The sequence below is a fragment of the Pseudomonas sp. LBUM1655 genome (assembly GCF_059716085.1).
On the sequence record NZ_CP166801.1, the window covers coordinates 4,604,770 to 4,618,058 of the forward strand.

A 13,289-nucleotide genomic window follows, 5' to 3' on the forward strand; every position below is an offset into this window, starting at 1 on the left:
GACCGAGGTGCGGCCTTCGCGAGCAGGCTCACTCCTACAGGTTTGGCGGTGACATACATGTTGTGTACGACACAAATCCTGTGGGAGCGAGCCTGCTCGCGAATGGATATCACGCCATCTTCACGCCAGGCGTCAGGGTGGCAGGCAACACCAGGCTCGGTGTTTCCAGCGACGCCACCGGGTACGCGCAGTAATCCGCCGCGTAGTAGGCACTGGCGCGATGGTTGCCCGAGGCACCGACACCGCCGAACGGTGCGCTGCTCGCAGCACCGGTCAGTTGTTTGTTCCAGTTGACGATACCGGCGCGGCTTTCCAGCCAGAACTGCTGATAGCGATCTTCGGAATCGGACAGCAGACCCGCGGCCAAGCCGTAAGCGGTGTCGTTGGCCTCACTGATCGCGGCAGCGAAATCGGTGTAGCGGATCACTTGCAGCAACGGGCCAAACAGTTCTTCGTCCGGACGCTCGGCCACAGCCGTCACATCAACAATGCCCGGAGTCAGCAGCGCCGATTGCGCCTGCGGCTGAGTCATCTCCAGCAGCGACACGGCGCCGTTGGCCAGCAGATGTTCCTGGGCATCCATCAGCGCTTTCGCCGCACCGAGGGAAATCACCGACCCCATGAACGGTGCCGGTTGCTGATCGAATGCACCGACCTCGATGGTCGCGCTGACTTCCACCAGACGCTTGAGCAGGCTGTCGCCCCACGCGCCTTGCGGCACCAGCAAGCGACGGGCGCAGGTGCAGCGCTGGCCGGCAGAAATGAACGCCGACTGAATGATCGTGTAAACCGCGGCATCCAGATCAGCGACCTGATCGACCACCAGCGGGTTGTTGCCGCCCATTTCCAGCGCAAGAATCTTGTCCGGGCGCCCGGCGAATTGCTGGTGCAGATGATTGCCGGTGCGGCTGGAACCGGTGAAGAACAGACCGTCGATGCCCGGATTCGCGGCCAGCGCGATACCAGTTTCGCGAGCGCCTTGCAGCAGGTTCAATACGCCGGCCGGCAGACCGGCTTCGATCCAGCACTTGACCGTCAGCTCGGCGACTTTCGGGGTCAGCTCGCTTGGTTTGAACAACACGCTGTTACCGGCCAGCAGCGCCGGCACGATGTGGCCGTTCGGCAAGTGCCCCGGGAAGTTGTAAGGGCCGAACACCGCGACCACGCCGTGGGGCTTGTGGCGCAGCACGGCGGTGGCGTCGCCCAGCGGGCCGCTCTTCTCGCCGGTACGTTCGCGGTAGCTCTGCACCGAGATCGCGATCTTGTTGACCATGCTGGTGACTTCGGTCGCGGCTTCCCACAGTGGCTTGCCGGTTTCCTCACCGATGGTGCGGGCCAGTTCGTCGGCGTGGTTTTTCAGCGCGGCGGCGAAAGCTTCCAGAACGCTGATGCGATCTTCCAGCGAACGACGTGCCCAGCCCGGAAATGCCTGACGGGCAGCCTGCACGGCCGACTCGACCTGAGCAGCGGTGGCGCCCTCCCCCGACCACAGCACTTGCTGGGTCACCGGGTTCAGCGATTGAAAAGCTTCGCCCTGACCGGCCAGCCATTCACCTGCGATGTATAGCGAATTCATTATTTCGACTCCCGAGCAGCGGACAACGCCACGGCGCGCACTTGATCACCAGCGTTGAGTTGAAGACGTTTGGCGGTCTGTTGATCGACCACCAGAGTGCCGGCGGCCAGACGTGCCGGCGCGGCAGTGATGCGGCAGTCTTCGCGCTTGCGGTTATGGATGATGAACGGCGTGGCGTCGTCGCCCGGCGTACCCACGGCCAGCACCAGCGCTTCGCTGTCACGCACAGCGCGGATCTTGCTGGTTTCGCATTCGATGGCCGGACCGGCGTCGAAGATGTCGACGTAGCCCTGATAGCTGAAACCTTCACTCTTGAGCATCGCCAGCGCCGGCTCGGTGTCCGGGTGAACCTGACCGATGACATTGCGTGCGTCCGGAGACAGGAAGCAGGTGTACAGCGGGAATTTCGGCATCAGTTCAGCGATGAAGGCCTTGTTGCCGACACCGGTCAGGTAATCAGCCTGGCTGAATTCCATCTTGAAGAAGTGCCGGCCCAGACTCTCCCAGAACGGCGAGCGACCGGCTTCATCCGACACACCACGCATCTCGGCGATGATCTTGTTGCCGAACAGTTCCGGGAACTCGGCGATGAACAGCATCCGCGCCTTGGACAGCATGCGGCCGTTGAGGCCAGTGCGGTAATCGGCGTGCAGAAACAGCGAGCACAGCTCGGAGTTGCCGGTCAGGTCGTTGGCGAGGAACAGCGTCGGGATCTCGCGATAGATGTTCAGCTCTTGCGAAGCGCTGACAGTGAGGCCGACACGGAAGTTGTACCAGGGCTCACGCAGACCGACCGCGCCGGCAATGGCAGAAATCCCCACCACGCGGCCGTTGTCATCTTCGAGCACGAACAGGTAGTCCGCGTCGCCACGGCCGGCTTCGCCGCGAAAGGTCTTCTCGGCCCAGCCGACCCGATGGGTCAGGCGCTCTTCGTTGGCCGGCAATGTGGTCAGGCCGGTGCCGGTGCTGCGGGCCAGGTCGATCAGCGCGGATAAATCGCTGCTGCGTACGGGACGAACAATCATGCTATCTCCTCAAACGGGCCGCCTTCGCCACCCGTGAAACTCGCTAAGGCGTTAAACCGCCACCAGGCGCACGCTGGCACCTTCACCGACGCCCAAGGCTTCGGCCGCTTCCATATCCAGCGTCACCGGTTTGCCCGGCGCGTAGTCCAGCTCAAGCAACACGGCGCGGTAATCCTGCAACTGGGCGTTGGCCACCAAATACTGGCGCCCGGCACCTTTGACCGGCTCGCCGATCTTCACTGGCACCACGCGGCTCTGGGCGATCGAACGGATCCCCGAAACACGCGCATGCAGGGTCGGGCCACCGTCGAAAATGTCGATGTAGTGGTCGGTCTCAAAGCCTTCGCGCATCAGGATGTCGAAGGTGATCTGCGCACGCGGGTGCACCTGGCCCATCGCTTCTTGAGCGGAATCCGGCAGCAGCGGCACGTAGATCGGGTAATGCGGCATCAGCTCGGCGAGGAACGTACGGCTTTTCAGCCCGCACAGGCGCTCGGCCTCGGCGTAGTTGAGGTCGAAGAAGTTGCGACCAATGGCGTCCCAGAACGGCGAGTCGCCATTCTCGTCGCTGTAACCGACGATCTCGGTCACCACCGAATCAGCGAACCGCTCCGGGTGGCTGGCGACAAACAGCAGACGGCCACGGGAGTTGAGCTCCGACCAAGGCGAACCCACCAACTCGCGCTGCACATAGAAACTGGTCAGCAAGCTGTTGCCGGTCAGGTCGTGGCATTGCGAAAGCACGTGGATCTTGTTGTGGATCTTCAGCTCGCGGGAAGCGTGGACGAAGGTCTCGTTGCGGAAGCTGTAGAACGGCTCCGAATAACCCGCCGAGGCAACGATGGCCGAGCAGCCGACCAGTTTGCCGGTGGCGGTGTCTTCAAGGACGAAGAAGTAGCTCTCTTCACCGTTAAAGCTCACTTCGGCGGCGAACGAGGCTTCGCTCGCAGCGATCTTGTCGCTCAGACGTTCCACGTCATCCGGCAAGGAAGTGACACCAATCGGGCTGTCCGCAGCCAGACGCTGTACCTCGCCCAGATCAGCCATTTGCGCGGGGCGCATCACCAGCATGGTGTCACTCCTTTTCTCTTATCAATTCACAGAAGATGAAAATCTCGGGCCACTTCCCAGGGGAAACAGGGGGAAAAGCTGTTTGTGGCGAGGGGATTTATCCCCGTTGGGGTGCGAAGCGCCCCTGAACCCGTCCCCGCACAATTGCGTGCGCGGTGACTGGATTTAGGGCGGCTGCGCCACCCAACGGGGATAAATCCCCTCGCCACAGGGGCTCACTCCCAAATCAATCTGGCCCGAAACAAAAATTGGCTTCGACGCCTGAAATGCTCAGGCGTCGAAAGGTCTATCAGGCTTGCGTCAGTTTTGCGGCAGCGCGTTCGAAGCGGTCCAGGCCGGCATCGATGTCGGCGTCTTCCACCACCAGGCTCGGGGCGAAACGGATTACGTCCGGGCCGGCTTGCAGAATCATCAGGCCTTCTTTTTCAGCGGCGTTGAAGATGTCCTTGGCCTTGCCTTTCCAGGCATCGCTCAGTACGCAACCGATCAGCAGACCAAGGCCACGCACCTGAGTGAACAGGCCGTACTTCTCGCCGATCTGCTGCAGACGCGTTTTGAACTTGTCGTGCTTGGCATTCACGCCATTCAACACTTCAGGGGTGTTGATCACGTCGATCACCGCTTCCGCGACGGCGCACGCCAGCGGGTTGCCGCCGTAAGTGGTGCCGTGGGTGCCGACCACCAGATGTTTGGCCAGCGCTTCGGTGGTCAGCATCGCCGCGATCGGGAAACCGCCGCCCAGGCTCTTGGCGCTGGTCAGGATGTCCGGAGTCACGCCGTAATGCTGGTAGGCGAACAGCTTGCCGCTGCGGCCCATGCCGGTCTGCACTTCATCGAACACCAGCAGCGCGTTGTTTGCGTCGCACAGTTCGCGGGCACCTTGCAGGTAAGCCAGTTCGGCCGGCAGTACGCCGCCCTCGCCCTGGATCGGCTCCAGCACGACCGCACAGGTCTTGTCGGAAACCGCAGCTTTCAGCGCAGCCAGGTCGTTATAAGGAACGTGGGTGATGCCGGTGATTTTCGGGCCGAAACCGTCGGAGTACTTCGACTGGCCACCGACGTTAACGGTGAACAGGGTACGGCCGTGGAAGCTGTTCAGCGCGGCGATGATTTCGTACTTCTCGCTGCCGAAACGGTCGAATGCGACGCGACGGGCCAGCTTGAACGCGGCCTCGTTGGCTTCGGCGCCGGAGTTGCAGAAGAACACGCGCTCGGCGAACGTGGCGTCGATCAGCTTGTGCGCCAGACGCAGGGCCGGCTCGTTGGTGAACACGTTCGATACGTGCCACAGCTTGTTCGCTTGCTCGGTCAAGGCACCGACCAGCGCCGGGTGCGCGTGGCCCAATACGTTGACGGCGATGCCGCCAGCAAAGTCGATCAGCTCGCGGCCGGCCTGATCCCAGACGCGGGAACCGGCGCCACGCACCGGAATGAAAGCGGCAGGCGCGTAGTTGGGAACCATAACCTGGTCGAAATCGGCGCGTTGTACCGCAGCGTGCTCAACGGACATCGGAGTCTCCTGATGAGGGCCACCCGCCTGAAACTGGCGAGCGATGGGGGGATTGTAAGGACAGTTTTCAGCCCGGCCTTGCCGCCAAGCGACAACTTCTTATAGCGCAAACCCCGGATTTTCCCGGGTTTACGGCAATGCGACATATAGCGTCGCAAAGGCGCAGTTTAAACCGGCGCTGCCGATTTGCGGCAGGCGGGCAAGGATATCAACTCAAGACCTTCCCACCGGTATAAATATGTACCGCACCGACGGTGCATCGCTCTGATTTGATTGGCGCTTTCAAACGCCAAGGATTGGCCCGATGCATCCGACCGACGAGCAGCACACCGCCACCAGTCACAACGTCGATTCACAGCAGCCCGACGTCCATTACCTGCACCTCAAAGCCAGCATGCCCGACTGGTTGGGCAACGCTTCGGCGGCCAGGCGCAACGCCCTCAAGACCACGCAACCCGCACTGCCCCCCAAGCTGCGAGCGGTATCGGTCGCCCACCATCAAGCGCTGAAGGCGCTCAATGCCGCGCACTGGACCGCCCAAAACGATGTCGACCAACAGCTCGAACATTTCCAGGACGCCAGCACCTTCGCCGAGCCCCTGCTCAAAGCCGCGTTGAAAGAACAGTTCGCTCTGGATCTGGACGTCAGAACCACGTACCTGCACCTGTACATCCCGGCCACCACGCCACTGTTTTCGATCAAGACCGGCGCCCGCACCTGGACGGTGTCGCTACTGGACGCCGCGCTGCATAACTTCGAGGAGAAGGAAACCGAGGACGATGCCTATGAAGCCGAATCCACCTTCATTACCAAACCCTCGGCGACCGGCCAGTTCGACACCCTGCCTGCGATCAAGCAAACGCTGAGCATCGCCGCATTCACCCCGCTCTGCCGAACGCTGGATATCGGCGCGCAGTACAAAACCTGGCTGGAAGACCATCTGGGGTTTGGCGATGAAGCGAAAGCCTCGGCGTTGCGCCTCAAGGTCGACAAGAGCCAGCAAGCCGCCCTGAAAGCCGCCCTGCAACTCGCCCGCATGAACGACGATATCAGCGAGGGCTACTTTCGTACGATCACCGCACTGGCCGAAGGCGTACCGCACCTGCGAATCAATGGCCAGTCCCTGCTATGTAACAGCCTGACGATGATGGAGGCCCCACTCACCGGCATCGCTGTGTTCGCCCCGCCGGCAGATGAACCGCAAAGCGTGGCGCGAGTGGTGGCCTGGGTGCCGGATGACCCTGAACACCCGATCAAGGAATACGCCTCCTCAGCAGAGCTGGAAGTCGAACTGACCCGGCAACTGCGTTCACGCGACTATCAGAAATTCTTCAGCCGGTTCGTCAACCACGAACAGCGTGGCTTTTTCTTCTCCAGCCTGAACGCTCGCCTGAGCCGGGTGACGTGGCACGAACCCGTGCCGGGCAGCACGCAGCCGGTGTGGCGAGACGAACCATTCGACAAACCGGACCTGCAACTGGCCGCCACGCCAATCAGCGCCGAGTTATGGGAGCACCTCTATCAAGGCAAACTGAACAAGATCCTCAATGACGCCCAAGTCATTGCCGTCGCGACCGCCACAGTCGATTCAAAAGTGCGCTGGGCACTGTGGGATTCGTTCGTCGGCATCGCCTCGACGATTGTGCAGACCGCCGCATTCATCATTGCGCCGTTCGTGCCGGTTCTGGGCGAAATGATGATGGCGTACATGGCCTACCAGTTTCTCGACGAAATGTTCGAAGGCATTGTCGAGTGGACGCAAGGCCAGAACACCGAAGCGCTGACGCACCTGTTCGGCTGCCTTGAGTCGCTGGTTCAACTCGGCGCATTTGTCGCCGGCGGTGTCGTTGCCCTGGGCGAGTTCCGCAACGTGCTGCCCAAAGAAATAGTCGCCTTCATCGACAGTTTCAAACCGGTACAGATGCCCAACGGCAAAACCCTTTATTGGAAACCGGATCTGTCCGCCTACCAGCAAAAAAACCTGCCGACGCCAGGTTCATCCCCTTCGCGACTGGGCCTGCACGAACATCAGGGCAAGCTATTGCTACCCATTGATCAAGGCCACTATGCCGTCAAAGAAACTCCGATTCCCGGCCAATATCGAATTGATCATCCAACCCGACCCGACGCCTATAAGCCGCTGGTGCGCCATAACGGCGACGGTGCGTGGCACACCGAGGTCGAACAGCCGCTGGAGTGGGACGCCCCCACGGCGTTGCGGCGGATTGGCCACTCGGTCGAGTCCTTCTCACCCGTTCAACGTGAACGAGTCCTTCAGATCAGCGGCTTCGACCACAACGCTCTTCGTCAGATGCATGTCGACCAGGAGCCGTTACCGCCGTTGCTGGCGGACAGTATTGCGCGCTTCAAGATCGACCAGGATCTGCAACTGTTAATCGAGCAAATGGGCAGCGAGTTGCCCGAACAGCAACGCAGTGCCGACCCGCTGACGCAACTGCAACTGCTCAATGATTACGGACGCTGGCCTGGCAACAAACGCCTGCGCCTGATGGACCAACAACAGGCTGTCACCTGGCAGTCTTCAGCAGACGAAACGCTTCCCCTCACCGATATTCGCTCGGACGGACTGGTGGACGGCGATGTCCTGAAGACACTGCTGCAAACCCTGGATGAACAGGACGCCAAAGCGCTGCTGGGCGAAGACTTCGCCGGTCCGGATCTGACACTGGAGGTCCGCACCCGCCATTTGCGCAAGCAACTGCTGCACCATGCCAAAACGCAACGCGGGACACTGTTCGAAGCACGCTACCAGGCTCTCGAAACGCCCGACGATCCGCTGATCAGCCGCCTTACGCAGCATGAACCAACGCTCCCCCGGCGCATCACGGAGGAACTGCTCAACAACGCCACCGGCGATGAGCTATTGCTGATCAGTGAAGGGCAGTTACCCCAGCGCCAGCAAAACCTTATCCAGATTGCCAGCGAAGAGGTACGCGTCGCGCGCGCATATGAAGGACTGGAGATGGGCTCGGTGAGTAATCCGGATACCGACACTTTGGTACTGCACAGCCTCAGGCAAGTGCCTGGCTGGAGCGGTGATGTGCGCCTGGAAATTCGCGACGGCGCCTATGAGGGCAAGGTGCTCGACAGCACCGGGCGAGTGGATGCGCCGGTGCAAAAAATTCTGGTCAGACAAACCGATGACCTCTATCAGCCGTTCGACGACCGCGGCCAGGAACTGCATTCGGCCACCGATATTTATTCCAGCATTCTGTACGCCCTGCCGGATACCGAACGTCAGGCCCTGAACATTCAGATTGGCCAGCCGGAACAACTGAAAAGTGAGATCCGCGCCCGGCCACTGGCTCGGGAGGATCTGCGCGTAGCGATATCACTGCCCCCGGCTCCGCAACCGCAACTGGATACTCTGCGCCTGGTCGGGCGTGGCGGTCGCCAGCCAACATTCGGTCTGCCTGACGCCTACGTGCATCCGGGCGCAATCATAGAGCCCCAGCCACTGGATCCTGTTCAGGTGATCTATCGCGGCTACACCACTCAGGAGGCCGAAGACTTTGCGACCCGATTCAATCAGGACCCGGTAGCAATCAGAAACGAACTGACCCGTCTGAGGGGTGAACTCAGTCAACTTCAGGATGACCTGCGGCTGTGGGAAACCCGGATCCCCGTGAACAATCCCGACACCGGCCTTCCATTGACGGTGATTGAACTGCGGGCTGCAAGGCAAAGCCGAGCGCGACTCAGGGTCGACATTGAACGCTGCTGGCGCAGGGAGCTACGCAGCTCTACCGGTTACACGCTGCAGATCAGGGAGCCGATCATTGGCGACCTGCCTGTGTTGAATGCAGACTTCAGTCATGTCACCTTGCTGAGCATCAATGGCAGCGCCCGCACCGGCGCCGTCGATGGGTTTTTGCAGCAATTCCCGCAACTGTTTTACCTCGACATGCAAAACCTGAATGTGCCGAATCTGCCGCCCGCCATTCGCTCGATGCCACGATTGCGAAATCTGATCCTGCGCAACTGCGGCATTGTTCTGCCCGCCGACAGCCGAGCGCTATTTTCACCCTTGTCCGAACTCCTTATCCTGGACCTGCAAGGCAACCGATTAGGCGCTGCGCCCGAGGTACACACGATACCTTCGTTGCGCTACATCAATCTCGAAAACACGGGAATCACGAAGCTGCCAGACGGTCTGCTGGATCATCCACGGCTGAGCAATGGCAGATTCGACGGCAATCAGATCACTGACATTCCCAAGGCTTTTTTCGACTTGCCCCCGGCGCTGAGCGATGGCTTCAGTTTTGCCAACAACCCACTGTCTCCAATCAGTCGGGAGCGGGTGAAAGCGTACTACCAGCAAACCGGAAAACACTTCGGCATCTTGCCGGAGCGAGCCGATATGAATCGGGCCATGAACCTCTTTCCTGCCCTCGACACCGAGCAGGCCGCCGAGTTGCTCTATCAACTGCCCGGCACACTGGTTGACGGTCGCGTCCACCTCGCCGGATGGGAAGCCGAAGCCCACCGAATGCAAAACGACCTGGCGCAATGGACCAATAACGTTCCTGACCACCACCCCGAAACCGGCCAGGCGCTGACTATCAGTGAGCGGGTGAACGAACGTCTCGCCCGGCAGCGATTCAGTATCAAACTCGAACAGTTCTGGCACGAAAGAAGCCCTGTATCCCCCAACTCTCGCAGTAGCCGTCTGGTAGCGAGCGTCGAGTTTATCGGAGACATGCCAGTACTCGACGCTGACTTCAGCCACGTTGCTGAACTGACGCTCGACGGCAACAAAAACGTTTCGACCGTACTGCCCTTCCTGCAACGTTTCCAGAATCTGACCGACCTGGAGCTGAGTTTTTTTGACCTGGAACCGGCCACCTTGGAATCCATCAATGCCCGGCAACTGGTCACACTGCGGCTCAAGAACTGCGGGGTCGTGATCACCCCGGAAAATCAAGCAGCACTCTGCGCCATGAGCCAACTGGAGATACTCGAGTTGCGCGGCAACCCGCTCGGATCCTTCTTTGATCTGAATCTGCTGCCCTCGCTCAAGCACCTCGACCTGTCAGACACCGGACTCTCCGAGCTTCCAGCCGGAATCACCGACAATCACAACCTGGCAACCGCATTGTTCAGTGAAAACAATATTGTCGAATTGCCCGATGCCTTGTTCGATCTGCCGGCCGAGCGCAGTGACGGAATTGATCTGGCCGAGAATCCGAGGCTCTCCTCGAACGCTCGCAACCAGATAAAAAACTATTACCGCAAAACCGGGCATGATTTCGACGTGCTGGCAGATCCAACAGATATCGCCTTGGCGAAGCGGCTGTTCCCGACGCTGGATACCGTCGAAGCCAGTGAAGTGATCTATGACCTGCCCGGCACCCTGGCGGACAGTCGGATTCAGCTCAATATCTGGCAAATGGAGCTGAGCGGGCTGGAGCAGGATCTGCGCACATGGGCCGTTGAGGTACCACATCAGAACCCTGTGACGGGGGCGGCGATCGATGCTGTCGAAATGTTCAACAACTACACGGCCCGATCGGAGTTTGCCCAGCGGCTGCAGGATTTCTGGCAAAGTCGTTCGACCACCTCCAGCATGCGCGACGATCACTTTATCGCGAACCTGGCCTTCACGGGGGACATGCCACGGCTGAACGTAGATTTCAGCCATGTGTCGAGTCTGAACCTGATGGGCACTGCGTCGGTGAATGACATCGCCTCGTTCGTGGAACTGTTTCCCAACCTGCACGTCCTTGAGATGCGCAACTTCGAATTGGGACAAATACCAGCCAACCTCGGACACCTGTCGCAGCTCAAGGAGCTGATGCTGACCCACTGCAACATTACCCTCACGGCCGAGGGGCAGACCCTTCTGCAATCGCTGAACGAACTTGAACTCCTGAACCTGAGCCATAACACACTGGTGCAGATTCCAGATCTGGCGGCGCTGCCCATGCTGAACGATGTTCGCCTGACCAATACCGGCATTGGCAACGTACCCAATGGTTTGAGCTCTCATCCGAACCTGCGCAATGCACTGCTCAACGACAACGCGATCACGGATCTGCCCGAATCGTTTTTCGCGGTGGACATTGATCTGGCTGACGGCATAGATCTGGCAAACAATCCTTTGTCCCCGCCCACGCGTGAGCGTATCAAGTCCCACTACGCTGCCATCGGCTATGACTTCGGTGTACTCCCCGACCTGGCCGACATCGCCAAGGCACAAGCACTGTTTCCCGATCTGGACATCGAAGATGTCACGCACGTGATCTATGAATTGCCTGGAACGCTGGCAGACGGCAGCGCCCAACTGGCGCACTGGGAGGCTGAACTCACGCAGATGGTCAGTGACCTTACCGAATGGTCCGACCGCGCACCTGCGGGTCTGGCGGGTTTGAACATGACCGCTGCTGACAGAGCGACACAGCGGTTCGAGCGCCGAGCGTTCAGCGAACAACTGGAACATTTCTGGCGCAGCAGACAAAACAGCAAAACAGAACTCAGGCTCAACGCTTTCGACGCCCACCTCAGGGTGATCGGTGATCTGCCAGCGCTGAGTGCTGATTTCAGTCACGTCACCCAAATGACCTTGCAGGGCAGCGAAAAGCTGACGGGGGTTGAGGGTTTCCTGAATTGCTTTACCGGGCTGGAGGCACTGGAAATGCGCCGCTTTGCCTTGGATCAATTCCCCCTGGCCGTGTCCCGCATGCCCCAACTCAAAACCCTGGTACTGAGCAGCTGCGGCATTGCTTTTGATGAATCGGGGCAAGCGGCCTTGTCTTCGTTATCCCGACTGACAATGCTGGATATGTACAACAACCCGCTGGGCAGCGCCCCAGACGTTTCGGCGCTGAGAGCACTGACGTTCATCGATCTATCCCGAACCGGGATCGACCATCTACCGCCCAGCCTGCTCGAACTGCCGGTTCTGGAAACGGCGATACTCCATGAAAACCGCATCAGCGAGTTGCCAGAGGCACTTTTTCAACTGCCCGCCGACGCCAGCAATGGCTTTGACTTGAATCGCAACCCGCTGTTGCCAGCCACGCGCGAACGGATAAAAACCCATCATCAAGCGCTGGGCATTGATTTTGGCGTTTCCGTACCTCAGGAAGATAGTTTGCTGGCCCGTGCGTTGTATCCGCATCTGACCGACGCGCGCCTCGACGAAATCGTCTACGGCCTGCCCGGTACTTTGGCCGATGGGCATCTGGAACTGATCCGCAGACAAACAGAGATCACCACACTGATCAATGATCTTGAGGCGTGGACGAATGAAATTCCCCTCGCCCCCGGCACCAACACACCCTTGACGGGCGATAGCCTGATCGAGGAACAAGATTGCAGAATGCGATTCAAGGAAAGTCTCGAACAATGCTGGCGCCGGATAGTGAGGGAAGGCCGATCCGAGTTCGACTTTACGTTCCATCTGCCAATTACAGGCGAACTACCAACGCTGTCGGCGGATTTTTGGCATATACGCACGCTGATCCTGGCGGGTAACAGATTCAAGCTCCCTCGCGTCGGTCGATTCCTGGAGCGCTTCCCCCATCTGCGTTCGCTTACCATAGAGAGCTATCATCTGGGCGACATTCCTGGCGCCATTCCAGCCATGGAAAGTTTGACGGAACTCAGTCTGGTCAATTGTCAGATCACCCTCACTCAGGAAAGCGCGAATGCGTTGCGCGGCATGAGTAACCTCACGCGACTCGCCTTGAGGGATAACGCGCTGGGCCGAACCCCCGACCTCAGTCAGATGACGTCACTGGCCAGACTGAACTTGAACAACACAGGACTCACGGAAATTCCGCCGGGCTTGTTCAATCGCCCGGACCTTGTGTATGCCGACCTGGCCAACAACGCCATTGTCGAATTGCCCATCGAGATAATGGAGGCCGACACCACCGAATTCATCTTCAGCGGCGATCTGCTCTCCCCTAGTAGCCAGCAAGCACTGAGTGTTTATGCCAGCAGAAGGGCTGTCAGACTGCAGATCCCACAAAGAATTGGTCGCCATTTCGAAGAGTTCGAAGACGACTCGTTTTCCAGTGGCGCTGAAGCCAGGTCTTACATCGACTCTTCGCAGAGTTCAGGTGACCTGGTCGTCGACTAG

The 13,289-nt window shown here is 59.6% G+C and carries 5 protein-coding genes; 1 reads left to right on the forward strand and 4 read right to left on the reverse strand.

Annotated features, from left to right (window positions below; all coding sequences use genetic code 11):
- Nucleotides 1-109: 109 nt before the first annotated feature.
- The 4 genes from astD to ACA074_RS20630 all read right to left on the reverse strand — a co-directional run bounded on the left by astD (nucleotide 110) and on the right by ACA074_RS20630 (nucleotide 5,182).
- Complete coding sequence (gene astD, locus ACA074_RS20615; RefSeq protein ID WP_187679342.1) at nucleotides 110-1,579, reverse strand: succinylglutamate-semialdehyde dehydrogenase; 1,470 nt, start codon at nucleotides 1,577-1,579, stop codon at nucleotides 110-112.
- Nucleotides 1,576-2,601: an arginine N-succinyltransferase gene (astA, locus tag ACA074_RS20620; protein WP_187679281.1), complete on the reverse strand. Its 1,026-nt coding sequence runs from the start codon at nucleotides 2,599-2,601 to the stop codon at nucleotides 1,576-1,578. The genes astD and astA overlap by 4 nt, the downstream gene beginning before the upstream one ends.
- Nucleotides 2,602-2,652: 51 nt before the next feature.
- Complete coding sequence (gene aruF, locus ACA074_RS20625; RefSeq protein ID WP_100847631.1) at nucleotides 2,653-3,672, reverse strand: arginine/ornithine succinyltransferase subunit alpha; 1,020 nt, start codon at nucleotides 3,670-3,672, stop codon at nucleotides 2,653-2,655.
- Nucleotides 3,673-3,961: 289 nt separating this feature from the next.
- Complete coding sequence (locus tag ACA074_RS20630) at nucleotides 3,962-5,182, reverse strand: aspartate aminotransferase family protein (protein WP_187679282.1); 1,221 nt, start codon at nucleotides 5,180-5,182, stop codon at nucleotides 3,962-3,964.
- A gap of 304 nt (nucleotides 5,183-5,486) precedes the next feature.
- On the opposite strand from ACA074_RS20630, the gene ACA074_RS20635 reads away from it, so the two are divergent.
- Nucleotides 5,487-13,289, forward strand: coding sequence for a dermonecrotic toxin domain-containing protein (locus tag ACA074_RS20635; protein WP_497677686.1), 7,803 nt, complete (start codon nucleotides 5,487-5,489; stop codon nucleotides 13,287-13,289).

Excerpts from the sequence above, each read along its gene's own strand:
- astA (WP_187679281.1), bottom strand. The coding sequence starts at position 2,601 with ATGATTGTTCGTCCCGTACGCAGCAGCGATTTATCCGCGCTGATCGAC.
- aruF (WP_100847631.1), bottom strand. The coding sequence starts at position 3,672 with ATGCTGGTGATGCGCCCCGCGCAAATGGCTGATCTGGGCGAGGTACAG.
- ACA074_RS20630 (WP_187679282.1), bottom strand. The coding sequence starts at position 5,182 with ATGTCCGTTGAGCACGCTGCGGTACAACGCGCCGATTTCGACCAGGTT.
- ACA074_RS20635 (WP_497677686.1), top strand. The coding sequence starts at position 5,487 with ATGCATCCGACCGACGAGCAGCACACCGCCACCAGTCACAACGTCGAT.